This window comes from Gordonibacter faecis (assembly GCF_030077735.1).
Lineage (GTDB): Bacteria > Actinomycetota > Coriobacteriia > Coriobacteriales > Eggerthellaceae > Gordonibacter > Gordonibacter faecis.
Genome location: NZ_JASJEU010000013.1, coordinates 133,306 through 151,365, shown reverse-complemented (window position 1 = coordinate 151,365; position 18,060 = coordinate 133,306). Strand labels below are relative to the sequence as shown.

The 18,060-nt window shown below is 61.5% G+C and carries 16 protein-coding genes and 1 pseudogene; 7 read left to right on the top strand and 10 right to left on the bottom strand.

Translation table 11 applies throughout. The annotated features are described in order from the left end of the window. Positions 1-10: 10 nt before the first annotated feature. The 5 genes from QNJ86_RS07160 to QNJ86_RS07140 form a co-directional block, all read right to left on the bottom strand. Positions 11-2,356: an ATP-dependent helicase gene (locus QNJ86_RS07160; RefSeq protein WP_283831916.1), complete on the bottom strand. Its 2,346-nt coding sequence runs from the start codon at positions 2,354-2,356 to the stop codon at positions 11-13. Positions 2,357-2,569: 213 nt separating this feature from the next. Beyond that, the gene (gene aroF, locus QNJ86_RS07155; protein WP_283831915.1) at positions 2,570-3,370 is read right to left on the bottom strand and encodes a 3-deoxy-7-phosphoheptulonate synthase; all 801 of its coding nucleotides are present in this window, start codon (positions 3,368-3,370) and stop codon (positions 2,570-2,572) included. Continuing rightward, positions 3,367-3,648, bottom strand: a complete 282-nt coding sequence (locus QNJ86_RS07150; RefSeq protein ID WP_283831914.1) for a chorismate mutase — start codon at positions 3,646-3,648, stop codon at positions 3,367-3,369. The genes aroF and QNJ86_RS07150 overlap by 4 nt, the downstream gene beginning before the upstream one ends. Before the next feature lie 169 nt (positions 3,649-3,817). Continuing rightward, complete coding sequence (locus QNJ86_RS07145) at positions 3,818-4,753, bottom strand: undecaprenyl-diphosphate phosphatase (protein ID WP_283831913.1); 936 nt, start codon at positions 4,751-4,753, stop codon at positions 3,818-3,820. A 128-nt stretch (positions 4,754-4,881) separates the two neighbouring features. Then, on the bottom strand, positions 4,882-5,844 hold the full coding sequence (locus QNJ86_RS07140) for a DNA/RNA non-specific endonuclease (RefSeq protein ID WP_283831912.1): 963 nt from the start codon (positions 5,842-5,844) through the stop codon (positions 4,882-4,884). A gap of 118 nt (positions 5,845-5,962) precedes the next feature. Here QNJ86_RS07140 and QNJ86_RS07135 point away from each other — a divergent pair, with 118 nt between their 5' ends. Beyond that, positions 5,963-6,811: a TIGR02452 family protein gene (locus tag QNJ86_RS07135; RefSeq protein ID WP_283831911.1), complete on the top strand. Its 849-nt coding sequence runs from the start codon at positions 5,963-5,965 to the stop codon at positions 6,809-6,811. Here the strand turns inward: QNJ86_RS07135 and QNJ86_RS07130 are convergent. Continuing rightward, on the bottom strand, positions 6,798-8,246 hold the full coding sequence (locus QNJ86_RS07130) for an MATE family efflux transporter (protein ID WP_283831910.1): 1,449 nt from the start codon (positions 8,244-8,246) through the stop codon (positions 6,798-6,800). The genes QNJ86_RS07135 and QNJ86_RS07130 overlap by 14 nt on opposite strands. Positions 8,247-8,332: 86 nt before the next feature. Between QNJ86_RS07130 and QNJ86_RS07125 the strand changes: the two genes are divergently transcribed. Together QNJ86_RS07125 and guaA are read left to right on the top strand one after the other, a co-directional pair. Then, the gene (locus tag QNJ86_RS07125; protein WP_283831909.1) at positions 8,333-8,479 is read left to right on the top strand and encodes a hypothetical protein; all 147 of its coding nucleotides are present in this window, start codon (positions 8,333-8,335) and stop codon (positions 8,477-8,479) included. Between the two features lie 57 nt (positions 8,480-8,536). Further along, complete coding sequence (gene guaA / locus QNJ86_RS07120; RefSeq protein WP_283831908.1) at positions 8,537-10,180, top strand: glutamine-hydrolyzing GMP synthase; 1,644 nt, start codon at positions 8,537-8,539, stop codon at positions 10,178-10,180. Positions 10,181-10,724: 544 nt separating this feature from the next. Here guaA and QNJ86_RS07115 read toward each other — a convergent pair. Then, positions 10,725-11,162, bottom strand: coding sequence for a helix-turn-helix domain-containing protein (locus QNJ86_RS07115; protein ID WP_103265612.1), 438 nt, complete (start codon positions 11,160-11,162; stop codon positions 10,725-10,727). Positions 11,163-11,302: 140 nt separating this feature from the next. Between QNJ86_RS07115 and QNJ86_RS07110 the strand changes: the two genes are divergently transcribed. The 4 genes and pseudogenes from QNJ86_RS07110 to QNJ86_RS07095 all read left to right on the top strand — a co-directional run bounded on the left by QNJ86_RS07110 (position 11,303) and on the right by QNJ86_RS07095 (position 14,259). Then, positions 11,303-11,515, top strand: a complete 213-nt coding sequence (locus QNJ86_RS07110) for an HTH domain-containing protein (RefSeq protein WP_103265613.1) — start codon at positions 11,303-11,305, stop codon at positions 11,513-11,515. After that, positions 11,505-12,581, top strand: coding sequence for a site-specific integrase (locus QNJ86_RS07105; protein ID WP_103265614.1), 1,077 nt, complete (start codon positions 11,505-11,507; stop codon positions 12,579-12,581). The genes QNJ86_RS07110 and QNJ86_RS07105 overlap by 11 nt, the downstream gene beginning before the upstream one ends. A 32-nt stretch (positions 12,582-12,613) precedes the next feature. Then, positions 12,614-12,949, top strand: a complete 336-nt coding sequence (locus QNJ86_RS07100; RefSeq protein ID WP_103265615.1) for a plasmid mobilization protein — start codon at positions 12,614-12,616, stop codon at positions 12,947-12,949. Between the two features lie 150 nt (positions 12,950-13,099). Continuing rightward, a pseudogene (locus QNJ86_RS07095) lies at positions 13,100-14,259 on the top strand (IS256 family transposase). Between the two features lie 301 nt (positions 14,260-14,560). Here the strand turns inward: QNJ86_RS07095 and QNJ86_RS07090 are convergent. The 3 genes from QNJ86_RS07090 to QNJ86_RS07080 all read right to left on the bottom strand — a co-directional run bounded on the left by QNJ86_RS07090 (position 14,561) and on the right by QNJ86_RS07080 (position 17,891). Continuing rightward, entirely contained in the window at positions 14,561-15,688 is a 1,128-nt protein-coding gene (locus tag QNJ86_RS07090) for an ABC transporter permease (protein WP_283831907.1), read from the bottom strand. Further along, positions 15,685-16,764: an ABC transporter permease gene (locus QNJ86_RS07085; RefSeq protein ID WP_283831906.1), complete on the bottom strand. Its 1,080-nt coding sequence runs from the start codon at positions 16,762-16,764 to the stop codon at positions 15,685-15,687. The genes QNJ86_RS07090 and QNJ86_RS07085 overlap by 4 nt, the downstream gene beginning before the upstream one ends. A gap of 194 nt (positions 16,765-16,958) precedes the next feature. After that, on the bottom strand, positions 16,959-17,891 hold the full coding sequence (locus QNJ86_RS07080; RefSeq protein WP_283831905.1) for an ABC transporter ATP-binding protein: 933 nt from the start codon (positions 17,889-17,891) through the stop codon (positions 16,959-16,961). Positions 17,892-18,060: the final 169 nt, after the last annotated feature.

The following is an 18,060-nucleotide window of genomic DNA, read 5'->3' as shown; positions in this document are numbered from 1 at the left end:
AACAGGTTGTTTAGCTGTTGATCTTTACGATGGGGGCGTAGTCCTTTAGGAGTTTCTTCGTTTGGCCGGTCTTGGCGAACTTGACGAACAGGGTGTCGCCGTCCACCTTTGTTACCTTGCCGCGACCGAACGTCTTGTGGTCGACGGTGTCGCCGGTGGCAAACGTCATCTTTGCAGCCGCCTTCTTGCCTGCCTCGGGGCGGCTGTAAGACTCGCCGGTACGTGTGCTTGAGCGCGACGCAGAGCCGGAAGCGCTTGAGCGGCCGAATACGCGGCCCTCCCCCGCCTCGGTGCCACTGCCTGCGATGCCGCGGCGGCTGCCACGCTTTTCCCATCCGGTGCCCGAGAACCCGGCCGATCCCACGCCGGATGTCTCGCGCAGCTCGCTGGGAATTTCCTGAATGAAGCGCGACACCGGGTTCGCCGACGTCTGCCCGAAGATCTGGCGCTGCGAGGCGCACGTGAGGTAAAGGCGCTTGCGAGCGCGCGTGATGGCCACGTAGGCCAGGCGACGCTCTTCCTCGATGCCCGCCGCATCGGCCACGCTGTTCATGTGCGGGAACAGCGTTTCTTCCATGCCCGCCACGAACACGCAGTCGAATTCGAGACCCTTGGAAGAGTGCACGGTCATGAGCGTGACCGCGTGTCCGTCTTCCGCCACCGTATCGAGGTCGGTACGCAGCCGCACCCACTCGATGAAGTCCGCCAGCGAGTCGCCCCGGAGCACGCGCACGGGCGCGGCTTCCTCAGCGCCTTCGCCCGCAGTGGGTGCCGCATAATCGGCGTCCTCGTCGTCGTGGGTTTCGACGAACTCGTCCACGACGCCGAGGAATTCTTGGATGTTCTCAATGCGGCCGCGCGCTTCGTCGGTGTTCTCGGCCTGCAAAGCGCTTATGAGGCCACTTTTGTCGATGATCATCTCGATAACTTTGCGCAGTTCACCGCCGTAGGTGCGCGCTTCGTTCACCAGGCCTACGAACGAGGCGACCGACTGGCGCGTGGAAGCGCGCAGCTCCGGGTCGACGATGGCCAACTCAGCGGCTTCCATGAACGGCATGTCCATTTCGCGCCCAAACTGCTCGATGCGCTCGATGGTGGTTTTGCCAATGCCGCGGCGCGGCACGTTGATGACGCGCTTGGCTGCGATGTCGTCGGCCGGATTCACGATGAGCGTGAGGTAGGCCATGACGTCGCGAATCTCGGCGCGGTCGAAGAAGCGTGTGCCGCCGACGATGCGGTACGGCACGCCGGCACGCAAGAGCATATCTTCCAGCATGCGGCTCTGCGCGTTCGTGCGGTAGAACACGGCCATCTGGTTATACGAGAGGCCCGCAGCGCGGCGCTTCTCTATCTCGCCAGCAATCCAGCGGCCCTCGTCGCGCTCGTCGGAGGCCATGAACACTTTGATTTTCTCGCCGTCCTCGGCGGCCGTGAACAGCTTTTTCTGCTTGCGGTGCTGATTGTTCGCGATGACGGCGTTCGCGGCGGCCAGCACGTTACCTACGCTGCGGTAGTTCTGCTCCAGCTTCACCACGTGCGCGTTCGGGTAGTCTTGTTCGAATTCCAGGATGTTGCGCAGATCGGCGCCGCGCCAGCTGTAAATGGACTGGTCGTCGTCGCCCACCACCATGATGTTCTGGTGCTTCGCGGCCAACAGGCCCGTGATGGCGTACTGGGCGTGGTTCGTGTCCTGATACTCGTCCACCATGAGGTAGCGGAAGCGATCCTGATAGGCGTCGAGCACCTCGGGATGGTTCTTCAGCAGCAGGTACGAATAGAGCAGCAGGTCGTCGAAGTCGAACGCGTTCGCGGCCTTGAGGCGCTCCTGCAGGCGCGTGTACACGCGCGCAGCCACCTTCCCCACCGGGTCGGAGGCCTGCTTTTCGAATTCGCCGGGCACCACCAGTTCGTTTTTCGCCGTGGAGATGCGGTTCATGAGGGCGTTTACCGGAAAGCGCTTCGGATCGACGTCAAGCTCGGCCATGATTTCTTTGTAGAGGCGCTTTTGGTCGTCGGTGTCGTAGATGGTGAAGTTGCGCGTGAAGCCGAGGCGCTCGGCGTCGGCGCGCAGAATGCGCACGCACATGCTGTGGAAGGTGGACACCCACATGCCGCGGCTCTGTGGGCCCACGAGCGCCCCCAGACGTTCGCGCATTTCAGCGGCCGCTTTGTTCGTGAACGTGATGGCGAGAATTTGCCACGGCGCCACGCCGTGGTTCTCGATGAGGTTCGCGATGCGGTACGTGAGCACGCGCGTCTTGCCCGAGCCCGCGCCCGCAAGCACCAGCAGCGGCCCCTCAGTCGTAACAACCGCCTCGCGCTGCGGCCCATTCAGCGTTTCAATATCGATTGGCATGTGGTGGTCCCTCTGTGTTGTCTCAAAGTCTCTCGTTTTCGTGCGGCCCTGTATTCTACCCCTTTTGTTGGCGTCGGGCGCGCTGTGCAACGCATTCCCACATCGCGCGTGCGCAGAATGCGGGCGAGGTGGGAGTGGGAGCATGAAAAAGCCTTCCGCGCGCTGTGGCGTGCGGAAGGCTGGTGAGCTTGCGTATGCAGGAAACTTCGCGTTCTACATGATGCGTTTGCCGAACACGGCCGCGATCTCGCGCAGTTCGCCTACAAGTTTTTCGAACTGGGTGGGGGTGAGCTGCTGGGGGCCGTCGGATAGAGCCGCGGGCGGGTTGGGGTGCACCTCAATCATGAGGGAGTCCGCGCCGGCTGCCACGGCGGCGTAGGCGAGCGACGGCACCAGATCGCGCTGACCGGCGGGGTGCGACACATCGATACACACCGGGTAGAGCGACTGCTTGTGGATGACCGGGATGGCCGCAATGTCCAGCGTGAAGCGCGTGGCCGTCTCGAACGTGCGGATGCCGCGTTCGCACAGCACCACGTTTTCGTTGCCCTCGGCGGTGAGGTAATCGGTGGCAGCCAGCCACTCAGCAATGGTGCCCGCGAAGCCGCGCTTGTACAGCACCATCTTGTGCGATTCGGCGGTCACCTGTCCAATCTTTTTCAGCAAGCTGAAGTTCTGGAAGTTGCGGGCTCCCACTTGCAGGCCGTCGACGTAGGAGTGAACCAGCTCACAGTGGGCCGAGTCCATGACCTCCGTCAGCGTGAGCAGGTTGTACTTCCGCCCCGCGTCCTGCATGATTTTGAGCGCCTCTTCGCCGAGGCCCTGGAACGAGTGCGGATTCGTGCGGGGCTTGAACGCGCCGCCGCGAATCCACTTCAGGCCGAGGCCCGCTACGCATTCCGCCACTTCTTCGAACTGTTCGACCGACTCTACGGAACACGGACCGGCGAAAATGGTGATCTCGTCGGAGCGTGCGCCCAGGTCGGGGATGGGTGCTATGGTCACTTCGCTCATACGGACGGGGTCTCCTTCATGATCTTGAGAATGGTGGCGTAAATTTCGCGCAGGTTCTCGTTGTACAGGGGACCCTCGTTATAGCTGCCCACCTTGGCGAAGATTTCCTCTTCGCGCTTGGCATCGTACAGGCCCAGATGGGCTCCGGGCTTGAGACCGCGGATAACCAGCGAATGGCCGGCGCGCTTGTTCAGCAGCGCGACAATTTGCCGGTCGATCTCGTCGATCTTGGCGCGATGTTCTTGAATCTCCGCAAGGGAGTTGTCTTTCTCAGACATCGACTTGTCCTCTCATACCTCAAAATGCGGTAACGAGCATGGCTGAATCGCCCGCCAGACGATCCGACCCTCGTGTGCCCACCATAATATCAAAAGCGACGCGCCAATCAGACGCGCCGCCCAAATTCCCGCAGAAGCCGCGGGTGAATCGTGGTTTGGAGACGCTCCCCTACGGCAGCATGCCCATTGATTCGAAGGCGAAGTAGGCGAGGACCAGTACGCCAATGATGATGCGGTACCAGCCGAAGGCGGTGAAGTCGTTTTTCTTGATGTAGCCCATGAGGAATTTAATGGCCACCACCGACATGACAAACGCTGTGACAATGCCCACCACCAGCACCACAATCTCGGTCGTGGTCATGGCGAGACCGGCGGCGATGAACTTGATGCACTTCACCACGCCCCAGCCAAACATGACGGGGATGGCCAGGAAAAAGGTGAACTCGGCCGCCGCTGTGCGCGAGCAGCCGGTCAGCATGCCGCCGATGATGGTGGCGCCGGAGCGACTCGTGCCCGGAATGATGGCGAGCACCTGGAAGAAGCCGATTTTGAGCGCCGTTTTCCAGTCGATGTCGTCCACGTCTGTGATTTTGAACAGGTGCGCTTCGGCCTCGTCGGCAATGTCGCCATCCGCGAGGCGCGCGTGGCGACCGCGCGGGCGGGCGACGGCGGCCTCAGCCTCGCGCAGACGGCGGCGGTTGCGGCGCTCCAGCACAATGAACACGATGCCGTATACGATGAGCATCGCAGCAACCGTTACCTTATTATAGAAGTGGTCGTTCACCCAATCGTCCAGCGCAAACCCAAAAATGGCGGCCGGGATGCAGCCGATAACCACCATGCCCCACAGCCGCCACGTGCCCTTTTTCTCGGCCGTCGTTTTGCGCGGCGAGAAGGGGTTCAGCTTGTGGAAGTACAAAATGAGCACCGCCATGATGGCGCCCAGTTGAATTACCACGAGGAAGAGCTTGAGGAAGTCGTCAGACACTTGCAGCTTCACGAATTCGTCCACGAGAATCATGTGGCCGGTGGATGAAATGGGCAGCCATTCGGTGATGCCTTCCACAATGCCAATGAGGAAAGCTTTTAATGCTTCGATGATCATACGTGCGTATCCTTGGGCGTATCGATGCGATTACTGCGTGCCGGAATTGTACACGAGGATGAGTTGGCGGCCCCAAGAAACCACAGGAGGAACATCGCCGCACGCTGCGCGGCGTCCGCGCCGCGTGCTTACGGCTTGCAGCGGCCGCAGGGTTGGTAGCCTTGTGCGAGCGCCTCGTCGCGGGTGCCGTTGAAACCCTGCTTGTTTTTCTCGTTCATGTCGTCGACCGAGGGGCATGCGGGCAGGTGAAAGCGCTTGGTGCTCGTGTTGAGGACGTAGGCGTACTGCGTGGCGTCGAGCGGGCGATCGGCTTCCACCGTGCCGTCGAGGGCGCTCTCCCCCGTGGCGTAATTGATGGTGATGCCCGGCTGCACGTTGTAGGCGTACACGTTGTAACTGATGCCCGCGCCGCCGTCTTCGACCGAGCGCGCCTCCAGCTGCACTCCGCGCGCGACCAGTTCCTCGCCCTCGAACAGGGGCGTTACGCGCATGAGCACGTGGTTCCCGGTGGCTTCGACGTAGTCGGCCACCGCGGTTTCGTGCGGCGACATGCCTTCGGTGTTGAGGTAGCGCGTGCCCGTGATAAGGTTGCGCTCGTTGGCGTTTTCGCCGGTCAGGCGATAGGCAATGAGGTGACAGCGGTTGAAGAGGTACTTCCCGTCCACGATGTCGTACTTGACGAGGTGCCATCCCGAGGGCTTGACCGCGCCGACGCTGCCACGCTTCTCGGTGGGCATTGTCTCGGGGCCGACGAGCGCGAACGCCGCGCCACAGCGACCGAGGTTGTCGAGGGGCGCGTACTCTTCGAAGGGCGCGCGAGCGAGGTCTTCGGCGGAGAAGGAAGGGGTGCCGCTGTTGATTTCGACATACGGCAAGCCGGCATAGGGCGGGATGGAGGCGAGGTCGACGGAGGGCTGAGGCTTTGGGGACACGTCGGGCTGGGGCGCGGGTGTGCTGGTGGGAGGGGCTTGCGCGGCCGGTGGGGCTGGCGGCGCTGGCGCTTCTGCCATGGGGGTGGTGCATCCCAACGCGAGCAACGATAACGCCAGAAACAGACCAACCAGTGACGCTTTCACGCGATGCCTGCGCACGCTTCCCCCTTCGACTCAATGGGCATAGTATACGACGAGCGCGTGGACACACGGGGCGCATTCGTCGCGTGCGGCCGCATTTCCGTTACAATACCCGTAAGCGAACGAAGGAGGAACCATGCCTGACAGAGACGAACGAAAAGCCCTGGCCGCGAAGCATCTTGCCCTCATGCGGGGGGCGCTTGCGAGCGACACGGCGGCCACCATTGCCGCAGCAACTGTCTATGAAGATGGCGAAGGTCGCGAACTGCCGCTTCCGGAGCCCGCTTTTGAGGCCACCGAGACCTCCGTCACCACGGCTTTTGCTCCTGCGGCGTTGCGCGAGGCGCACGGCAAGACGGCTGTGGTGGATCCGGCGTCGTTCACACGACCTGGCGGCGGCTACGAGGATGGCGCATTCGGCCCTGAGCAGGTGCTGTGCGCCGAGAGTAACCTCTACCCCATCCTGTGCGGGCTCAAGGAAACCTACCACGATGCCAACCGCGGCTTTCAGCGGGGGCAGCTGTTCACCGACCGCGCCCTTTATCTGCCTGACGTGGCCTTCTCGCATGAGGGCACCCTTCGCAAGGCGGATGTCATCGCCCTGCCCGAGCCGAACCGCGCACGCGCGCTGGCAAACCATCGGTCGGAGCGTGAATGCGACCAGGCGCTGGCGAAGCGCATTGAGACGCTGCTGCGCATTGCGGCTGCCAACGGCTGCGAGACCCTGGTGTGTGGAGCATTCGGCTGCGGGCGCGAGGGGTATGACGAGCAGCAGGTCATCGGCCTGTTCCAGGCGTGGATTGAGGCGCATCCGGGAGTTATTGGACACCTCGTATTCGCCGTGCCGCGCGCCCGCTTCGATGCCTTCGACGCGGCGTTCGGGAAGCCGAAGGTTGAAGAGGTAGCGCCCGTTGTTGCCGAAGAGGACGAGGACGAGTTCGACCTGGCAAGCATTGAGTTGCCCGAGGGCGTTACGCTGCGGTAGGGGCGCTTTCGGCGTCGGGAGTGGTGCTGGAGCCTGCAACTGCGCCTGTGCTTGCAGGTGCGGGCGCAGGTGCTTCAGGAAGCCGGCGCGCGATGTGGCGAAACACCAACCAGAACACGACGCCCTTTACAATGGACGTAAGCGTGAGTGCCCACCACACGCCATCAAGGCCAAGCGGCGTGGCGCTCAGCAGCAGCGCGAGCGGAATGCGCGAGCCGGTAAGGACAACGCTGATGGCGCTGCACAGTTTCGTGCGGCCGAGACCTGAGAGCGCGCCCACGGTCATGAGTTCAATGCACATGAACGCCTCGCCAATACCGATGACCACCAGGTACGACGACGAGATATCCACCACGCTTGCTTCATGGAAGAACACCGATGAAATGGGCTCGGGGAATACGATGAACAGCGCAGACACAGCAAGCGCCCACACCGCCACGGCGATGAACGCCAGGCGGTACCCGCGCCGGATGCGCTCCGGGCGACGCGCGCCGAAGTTTTGCGCTGTGAACGCGTTGAGCGCCGAGCCCACACCTTCGGCGGTGCACCAGGTGAGCGATTCAATTTGCCCGCCCACGCGCTGCACGGCCACCGCACCGCTTCCCCACGCAGCCACCATGCGCGTGAGCACCATCGAGATGATGGCATAGAGCGCACTTTGGATGGCGGCGGGCAAGCCTATTTTCACAATGCGCGAGAAGCAGGCCCTCCCCGCGGGCTGCCGCAAGCGCACGCGGCGCAACACGTTCGCCTCTCCTTTGTCGCGCACAATGCCTACAATCATGAGTGTTGCAACAATGAACTGCGCAAACACCGTGGCGATGGCCGCGCCCAGCACGCCGAGTTGTGGCACGGGACCAAGACCGAGGATGAGCAGCGGGTCGAGCACCATGTTGATGATGAGGCCGGCGGCGTTGGCCTTGAAGGGCGTTTTGGAGTCGCCTTGGGCCGTGAGCAACCCCGTGAGCGTTTGCGAGATGTAGAGGAACAGGATAAGGCCGCCGCACAGGCGCAGGTAGAGCGCCGCTTCCCGCGCGACGCTGGGGTCGTCGGGGACGAGGATAGACACGAGGGCGTCGGCGCAGATCAGACACACGGCCGCGTACACCATCGCGAGCACAGTGGCCAGCTGCAGGGCGCCGCGCGCGAAGGTCTCGGCCTGCTCGGGGTGTCGGTTGCCCAGCGCCTGCGCCATATTCACCTGTCCGCCCATGCGCGCCATAACCACAATGGCCGAGGCCAGCCACGTGAACATGCCCGCAACACCCACCGCCGCCACCGCGTTTGCACCCAGAAGGCCAATCCACGCCATGTCGGTGATGTTATACGCCGTCGCCAAAAACGCCGACGCCATAATGGGCACCGCAAGGCGCACAAGCGCAGAGCCAATAGGCTCGTTCACCAGGTCGATTTGTCGCTGCTTCGGTTGGGACACGGAGGCGTTCGCTTCTGTTCGGTTGGGTACTAGTCGCAAGCCGCTTATTGTAGCGTTTCGTCGCGGAGGGTGCACCTTGTTTTTGCGTGCTTTTCGGCATGCCGTTCTGCGTGTTGTTCACCCTGCTGTTCTGCGTGCTGTTCGCCCTGCTGTTCGCTAACCTCGGCCGCCCGATCGTGCAAAACGCGTGCAGGCTGGGTGGCGTGACTTGGCGCTGCGGCGGTTTCGGGTAAGATGGGTGCGGAAAACGCGAGAGGGACGCGCCGCGTTGCGCGAAAAGGAGACTCACTATGACCACCGCACCTGCCAGCCAGTTGGTTATCGTTGTCGATTTTGGGGCCCAGTACGGGCAGCTCATTGCGCGCCGCGTGCGCGATTTGCAGGTGTATTCCGAAATTGTGCCGTGCGATGTTTCCGCTGATGAGGTACGCGCTATGGCGCCGTCAGCCATCATTTTGTCGGGTGGCCCGGCAAGCGTGTACGCCGAGGATGCACCCTCGATTGATCCGGAGATTTTCGAGTTGGGCATTCCCGTACTGGGCTTTTGCTATGGACAGCAGATCATGGCCGTGACGCTGGGTGGCACGGTTGGCCACACGGAAGCCGGCGAGTACGGGGCGGCAACGCTGCGCCGGTGCGATTCGGGTGCGTCGGCGCTGTATGGCGAGACACTGACGGAGCAGACCGTGTGGATGAGTCACCGCGACGCCGTGGCCGAGGTGCCGGAGGGCTTTGTGGTAACGGCCTCGACTGACGTGTGCCCGGTGGCGTCGATGGAGTGCGCCGAGCGCCGGCTGTACGCGACACAGTTCCACCCTGAGGTGCGCCACACGGCCTGCGGCGACGAGCTGCTGCAAAACTTCCTGTTCGGCATTTGTGGGCTGGAGCCCACGTGGAAGATGGACTCGATCATTGACGACGCCGTGGAAGCCATTCGCGCGCAGGTGGGCGACGCGCGCGTGATTTTGGGCCTGTCGGGCGGCGTGGATTCGTCGGTGGTGGCTGCGCTGTGCGCGAAGGCCATCGGCAAGCAGCTGACCTGCGTGTTTGTGAACCACGGGCTGCTGCGCAAGAATGAGCCCGAGGAAGTGGAAGCCGTGTTCACGAAGCAGTTCGACGTCGATTTCGTGCACGTGCATGCCGAGGACCGCTACGCTGCGCTGCTTGCTGACGTGACCGAACCCGAGGAAAAGCGCCGCATCATTGGCTCGCAGTTCTGGGAGGAATTCTTCACCGTGGCGCAGGATCTGGCCGAGGGAGGTCGTCCCGTGAAGTTCCTGGCGCAGGGCACCATTTACCCCGACATCATCGAGAGCGGCGCGCGCAAGACCGGCGGCAAGGCGTCCACCATCAAGAGCCACCACAACCTGATTCCGTTTCCTGAGGGTGTGCACTTTGACCTGATTGAGCCGCTGGATCACTTCTTCAAGGACGAGGTGCGCGCGCTGGGCACGGCACTGGGGCTGCCCGACCACATCGTGCACCGTCAGCCCTTCCCCGGCCCTGGCCTGGCCATTCGCATCATCGGCACCGTGACCCGCGACAAGCTGCACGTGCTGAAGGAGGCTGATGCTATCGTCCGCGAGGAGCTGGATGCGTACAACATCGGCGTGAACGAGGCGGTCGGCGAACGCGGTGGCGAGCTGGTGCGCACAACACCCGGCGGCCCCGAGGTCGAGCGCCCCGTCTGGCAATACTTCGCCGTGCTGCCGGATATCAAAAGCGTGGGCGTCATGGGCGACGAACGCACCTACGGCTACCCCATCATCCTACGAGCCGTCGAGAGCAGCGATGCCATGACCGCCGACTGGGCAAAGTTGCCGTACGAAGTTCTGGGACGCATTTCAGGTCGCATAGTCTCCGAAGTCCCCGGAGTAAACCGAGTAGCCTACGACATAACCAGCAAACCACCTGCAACGATCGAGTGGGAGTAGGCCTGAGCCCTAAAAAGTGCAATCCACCTGGAGTTATTCCAGTGAACATTAGTACACCACGGTACGCAAGAATCAATATAACCACCAGCGAATCTCGAGAATAATCCAACTCTACTGCCCCTGGAAAATAGTCTTTTCTAGGGGTAAATTTTTAGCCTTTCATCTGCTCGAATGATTCAAATTATCCCAAAAAGGTGGACGCTGTTAGGTACTGCTTGACAGCCATGTTCAACCATGTACACCTAAAGGCACGCTTGCAAACCACCTGATTTTATTCTTTCAGGCATTCCCGCCGCGAAACAACGATTTGTAATCACTTTGTAATCACCCCGCCCTTTCGAGAACTTGAAAGACAAGAATCCCAGGTCAAAATAGGGGGATATTTTTTCGCGAAAAATCGGAGGATCGATGCATTCTAAGGTCGGTTTAGATGGCTTGAGACGCCGAAAACGGCCTCCGATTACTCCCGGAGGGGCTTGCAAATAGAGATATCTGAGGGGTGATTACAAGGCTTTTCCGGAAAAGGCGAAACATGCCGAGGTGATTACAAATCGGACATTCCGAAGCTGGCCTTCCAAGCGTCGTATTCCTCCTGGGAGATTTCCCCAGCATCTAGTCGCTCACGCTGCCGCATCCATGCCTCCAACGCAGTGGATAGCTTGGGCGCCTTCGGGGAGTTGCGATCGACTGTCAGGAAGACATCGCCCTCCGCACCCCTTGCTGGTTTCAACCCGGTCCCCTCGTCGATTCTGAAAAGGTATTCGAGGGCCTTGCGGACCGAGTCAACGTCGACATCCAAAAGCGCCTCCTGAGCTACTTCCAGGGCCTGGGCGATGCTTTTCACGTGCGCCTCGCTTGGCTTTCTATTGCCCAGCTCGTAGTTCCTGATGGCGGAATCAGAAAGCCCGCAGGCCTCGGCGAGGTCCGCCTGAGTCATTTTGCGCATCTTGCGGTATCTGCGTATCAGTTCGCCTGTTTTCATGAACGCCTCTTCTGCAACGCCGGGTTGTAAGCTTATCTGGAAAGAATAGCACGAAAACGAACGGTACGTATTGACCGTTCGTTATTGAACGTATAGTATCTTCTTATACCGTTCGTTTTTGAACTGTTTAGGAGGACAGAATGGAAGCATTGCGAAGGATGCTCACCGCCAAAGAGGTGGCGGACCGTCTCGGGGTTTCTCGGACGACTGCCTACACCGTTATCCGGGAGCTCAACGAAGAAATGGCACATCGCGGTTGCAAGGTGATCCCCGGCCGCGTGAGCAACGAGTATTTCGAAGCTGTGTACTTCGGCGATAGAAGCAAAGAAGGTGAGGTCACCGATGTCCGTTAGGAGAATGCCAAACGGCACGTTCACCGTGCAGTTCCGCTGCAAGGACAAGGAAGGACGAGACGTCCACAAGTTCAAGCGAGGTTTCGCGAGCAAGTCCGAGGCAGAGGACTGGGAGAACGATTACAAGGCGACGCGCGGGCAGTCGATGGCCATGAAGTTCTCGGATTTCCTTACTATCTACGAGGACGACATGAAGCCCCGCATCCGCGAGACAACGTGGGCGACTAAGAGACACATTATCCGGACGAAGATAGAGCCGTTCTTCGGTCGCATGAGGATGGAAGACATCCGCAGCATCGACATCATCCATTGGCAGAACAGGCTCATGGATGCAAAGCGCGCGAACGGCGAGGCGTACTCTCCCACCTACCTGCGCACCATCAACAATCAGGTGACCGCGATCTTCAACCACGCGGCCAGATACTACGGCCTCTACCCCAACCCGGCAATCAAGACTATGAAGATCGGAGCGAAGGAAGCCGGAGAGATGCTGTTCTGGACGAAGGACGAGTACCTCAGATTCTCCGAGGCGATGCTGGAAAAGCCAATGTCTTACATCATGTTCGAGATTCTATATTGGACGGGCGTGCGCGAAGGAGAGCTGCTCGCACTCACACCGAGCTCGTTTGATTTATCGCGACTAGAGATGCGCATCGACTCCTCGTACCAGCGCCTGCACGGCAGGGATGTCATAACCGATCCTAAGACCCCCAAGTCAGTGCGGACGATAAAGATTCCCGAATTCCTCAAAGAGGAGGTCGAAGAGTACCTGGAGGGCATCCCGAACATCGAGAAAGACGAACGCATGTTCAAGACGACCAAGCACTACCTCGCCCATGAGATGAAGCGAGGGTGCGCCCAGACCGGTGTGAAACGAATCAGAATCCATGATTTAAGGCATAGCCATGTAAGCCTGCTCATCGACATGGGATTCTCGGCCCTCGCGATTGCCGAGAGGTTAGGCCACGAGGCAACGGACATCACGTTCCGATACGCACACCTCTTCCCTAACGTGCAAGAAGAAATGGCGAACGCGCTAGAAGTGTCGAAGGGAGATGTTTTCTGATGCCCTGCCCCAACGAGAGACGAAAGAGGAACATGACCATCGCTTTCAGGGTCACACCCGAGGAGAACGATCTGGTGAACTTGCTTGCCAAAACGGCAAACATGACCAAGCAGGAATATATCATGTCCAAACTTACAGATACCACCATCGTCGTTCAACCCAGCACACGCACTTTCAAGGCTCTCAAGGATGCAATAGCAAAGGTCTACGTGGAACTTTCGCGCATCAGGCGTGCAGGCGACATGAGCGAAGCCCTTACTGAGAAAATAGAGGTACTTGCTAACATGCTTCAAGACTTGGGAGCGAAGATTCCCCGATCGCAGCTTGATGCAGAGGAATCAGAAATTACAGGGATGAAACGAGAATAAATAAATATTAAGCCGATATTATGGCTGCATCGGTAACGTACAATTTTTTGCGCACTTTGACAGCAGGATAGCGTCCAGATAGGAAGGAGGGCACGGCCCGCCCCGGTATGATTCGAGTTGTCGAGACAAGAAGCATATTGGAGGAGAGCCATGCCCGAGCCAATCGTAACACTGAACGAGGAGAGCCTGAAGTCCGATCTGCGCGAGCTGGTGAGAAAGACGGTCGAGGACACCCTGAACGGCCTTCTGGATGAGGAGGCGGGCGACCTCGTCGGCGCGGAGCGCTACGAGCGCGCCGCGGGGCGCGAGGCCTATCGGGCCGGCCACTACGACAGGAGCCTGGCAACGACGTCCGGCGAGGTCACGCTGCGCATGCCCAAGCTCAAGGGGATGAGGTTCACCACGGCGATCATCGAGCGCTACCGGCGCCGCGAGACCAGCGTCGAGGAGGCGATGATCGAGATGTACCTGGCCGGCGTCTCGACGCGCAGGATCGAGGACGTCTCCGAGATCCTGTGGGGGTCGAGCGTGTCGGCGGCGACCGTCTCGAACCTGAACGAGAAGGCGTTCGCCGCGGTCGAGGAGTGGCGAAACCGCCCGCTCGTTCGCGCCTACCCCTACGTCTACGTCGACGGCATCTACCTGAAGCGCAGCTGGGGCGGGAGCTACGAGAACGTGGCGGTGATGGTGGCGATAGGCGTCAACGACGACGGCTACCGCGAGGTGATAGGCGCCGCCGAGGGCTTCACCGAGTCGGCCGAGTGCTGGCGGGAGTTCCTCTCGTGGCTGAAGTCGCGCGGGCTGCGCGGGGTCAGGATGTTCACCGGCGACAAGGCCGCCGGCATGGTCGGCTCGATCGCCGAGGTCTTCCCGAACGCCGCCTACCAGCGCTGCACGGTCCATTTCTACCGCAACGCGCTGGCGAAGGTGCCCAAGTCCAAGAGGCCCAAGGCGGCCGCGATGCTCAAGGCCATACACGCCATGGAGTCGCGCGAGGCCTCCGAGGCCAAGGCCCTCGAGGTGGCCGACGAGCTCGACTCAATGAGGCTGAAGGAGGCCGCGAAGGTCGTCCGCGACGGATACGCCGAGACCCTGACGTACACGCGCTTCCCGCGCGAGCACTGGCGGCGCATACGCACCAACAACGCCATCGAGCGCCTGAACCGCGAGATCCGCAGGCGCACGCGCGTGGTCGGGACGTTCCCCGACGGGAAGAGCGCCCTCATGCTCGTGACCGCGAGGCTCAAGTACGTGGCCGAGAGCGAGTGGGCTCGAGGCGCTATCTGGACGTGACTCTGCTGGAGGGGTAGCCGCACCGGACGGCGGGCTTATGAGGCTGTCGGAAAAGTGCGCAAGATTCTTGACGGTACCATCATAAGCACATAAAACAATGGCAGATTACCCGAACCAACGCGAACAATTACAGTGCATTACAGCAAACGAATCAACTTTTGAGTGGGAGTAACCCTCATCGCCTGATTTTCTCCAATTTTGGCTTTTTTACGGCCTTGTTTTCGCCAATTTGCGCAAAACAAGGCCGTAGTTCTATGAAGGACTCAGGCTCAAAGGCATTCATTCAACGCCGCGATCCGTTCTTCAAAGATAATCCTTCTACCGTCCGCCGCCGCCAAGCCGCTTCCGATAGACCGCCCATGCGGCAACCGCCAGCACGACAGCATACGCCCCCATCACGAGCCACCCCTTATCCACCGCGAGCAGGCCACCAACGCTCTGATCGACGTTGAACACGGCTGCGCGAATCTGGGAGAGGCCGTAGCTTGAGGGCAAGGCAAGCGCCACGTCGAGCAAGGCACCCGTGGCGTACTTCACCGAGGTCGTGGCACCGGAGAGGAACCACGCCACCACGGCGGTCACCATCGACAGCATCGCGGCGCCGCTGAACTTGCGCACTGTGAGCGACACGATCGCCGCGAACGATACGAACGCGATCCCCAACACCAAGAGAATAGGCAGGATCGCCAACAGGCCGCATGCCAGATTCACACCCGTAAGCAGCCAGATGAGCAGCGCGTTCACCGCCGCTCCGACCGCCCCGGCAAGCAGCGCCACCGCGACGCGCGCCGCGAACGTGGGCAGAAGCGATGTCGGCGCGAGGCGGTACTCGGACAGCGTCGCGTGCACCCGCTCCTTGTTGAGCAGGTAGAGGAAGTTGAACATCGATCCCATGAGGAACGCCAGCATGAACACGCCCACCGCGATAATGGCGAACCAGTCGAGCTGTGTGCCCACGGCAAACTCGCGCCGAACCTCGATCTCCATGCCGGGCATGTGCTCCTGGTAGAACGCGAAGATGCCCTCGTCGAGGTACAGGCGCAGGTTCTTCGCCATGTCGGTGTTGTAGTTGTCGAACGCGTAGAGCACCTGCGCGGGCTCGCCGGACCCAAGCCGCGCCGAAAAGTCCTCGGGGATCGTCAGGATGCCGTTCACGCGCCCCTGCTCGTAGAGCATCTGCGCCTCTTCGGCGTCCGCCTCAATGGCTTCAAAATAGGGCTCGCCCGACAGCGGGGAGGTCTGGGAGAACACCGTCTCCTCAAACGCCGTACCGAGCGCGCCAGCGTCGTCGTTCACGACCGCGAGTTTGAGCGCGACGAAATTGCCGAACGTGAGCGCGAAGATCACCAAGATGATGGTCGGTGCGATGATGCCCGCCGCGAGCGACTTCGGGTCGGCCTTCGTGAGCGCAAGCAGTTTCCTCAGTTCCCGGATGAAGAGGTTCATGATGCCGCCCTTTCGCTTCGCGTCCATCGCGCGTAGACCGCGCACACTGCCGCAAGAGTCGCTGCCGCGCCCACCGCGAGCACGATAAGCGGCGTCGGATCCGCCACGCCACCGAAGTACGCGTAGCGCACCGCATCGAGCGCGTAGGTTGCCGGGTTCACCGCCCCCACCGCCTGCGCCGCTTCGCCGAAGTACGACAGGTCGCCGAACCCGCCTCCCGCGACCCAAAGGCACAGCGCCGCCACAAGCGACACGAGGAACGCCGTCATGGTCGAGCGCACCGTGATGCCCAAGGCGAGCCCGAGGCTCGCGAACACGATGTACATCAGGCAGAGCGCCGCCACAAGCCATGGGGCGCTCGCGAGCGCACGGCCGTACATCAGCGCCACCACCCCGACAAGCACCGCGCCCGCAACGAGCGCCTTGAGAAACGCTGCGACGACTTTGCCCGCAGCGACCGACGAGGCAGGGCGCGGCGAGAGCACGAGCAGCTTCGCCGTCGCGTTCTCCCACTCGCTCGTCATCGAGAGCTGTCCGAACAGAAGCCCCGCAAGCATCGCACCGAACACGAGCGTGCTCACGGCGAAGCTCTCGTCCCAGGGGATATCCTCCTCGTAACGCGTCTGCTCGACCACCTCGACGGTGCCGGAGCTCCTGCCCGCATCGACGTAGTTCACGAGCGCGCCGGCCAAGCGGTTGGCGTAGTTCTTGGTCATGTTAGAGTTCACGTCGTTGACGAGGTGAACGATCTCCCCGGTCGCGCCTTCCTCGCCCACAGCGGGCTCGTCCTCAACGATGTAACGGTCGGCGCTGCGCCCGTCGGGAGCGCCTTCGGCAGGCGCGGCCTCCAACTCGAGATAGGGCGTCCCATCCGGTGCCCGGTACTCGGCGGTCGCCTGGAGAAACGCCGATTCGGAAGAGGCGGGCTGCGTCTCGACGGGAATGGTGATGCCACCCGACACCATCACGGCGAACGCGAACAGGAAAAGCAGCGGTGATACGACGGTCGCCAGGTTGAACGGGATGTTCTCCTTGACGCTCGCCAACTCCTTGCCGATTATCCTCAAGGTTCCCATGCTTCGTCCCCCTTCGATAACGTAACGATTGCATAGTTAGCCAGATCAGCGAGAAGCGCATGAGTACGCCGAATTCGCGGGGTCTCGCGGGCGACGCGTACTCCGTACGCGAGCCTGCGAGATCGCGCGAAGGCGTTGTGCGCAGGCACTTTGCAGCGTCGGCCTGTTCCGCCGTTCGGGAGAACGGCGGAAGCCTAATCCCGCAACGATCTGCCCGTGAGCGCGAGGAAGGCGTCGTCAAGCGTCGGTCGGTGCAGCTCGACGCCCGCGATCTCGACCGCACCCTCGACGAGACCGAGGATACGCGCCAGATCGGCCTCTCCCCCGGGCGCGTCGACTACGATCGACTCACCATCGAAGGAGAAGCCGTCCAGGCGCCCGCGCAGAGCCGCCTCGTCGACACGGGAGCCGGACACGGACGTTATCCGCACCACGGTCGATCCCGCCTCCGCCTTGAGCGCGTCCGGCGTGCCGAAGCGCACCTTCCTGCCGTGGTCGAGCAGCAATATCTCATCGGCGAGCGCATCGGCCTCCGCCATCACGTTGGTGGAGACGAGGACGGTACGCCCCTCGCCCTTGAACCGCCTTACGTAATCCCAGATGCGGTGCGTGCCCTGCACGTCCACGCCGAGCGTCGGCTCGTCAAGCAGCAGGATGCGCGGGTCGGCGAGCATCGCACGCCCGAGCGCGAGGCGCCGTTTCATGCCGCCCGAATAGGAACCCACGGCGTCTTTCGCCCGATCGGCAAGATCGACGAGCTCGAGCACCTCATCGATGCGTCGCTCCGCCATGCGCTGGTCGTCCAGGTAGAGCGCGGCGTGGAACCGCAGGTTCTCCAACGCCGAGAGCTCCGGGTACAGCGATGTCTCCTGCGGCACGAGCCCGATCTCGCGGCGCACCTTCCGCGCATCGCGCACCGGGTCGAGCCCCAGCACGCGCACCGTGCCCGACGTGGGACGGTAGAGCCCGGTGATGAGGTTCATCAGGGTTGTCTTGCCCGCGCCGTTCGGCCCCAAAAGCCCGTAGACCCTCCCCGGCTCGCAGTCGAACGAAAGGCCATCGATGCGCGGTTTCTTCCCGAGCACCTTCGTCACGCTATCGAGGACGATGACGCTTTCGCTCCCCATGACGGCCTCCTTCGCTTCCCCATAAACCCAACATGCGTTGTATAATCAGATTATCCCAAAGTCAGACGGGGAATAAAACCAGCGATTCGCGCGGAAACGTCGGGTTTCCAACAGTCGCGGGTCACGGTTCCAACCGCCCGATGGCTCAATGAGCAGAGAAAGGATGCTG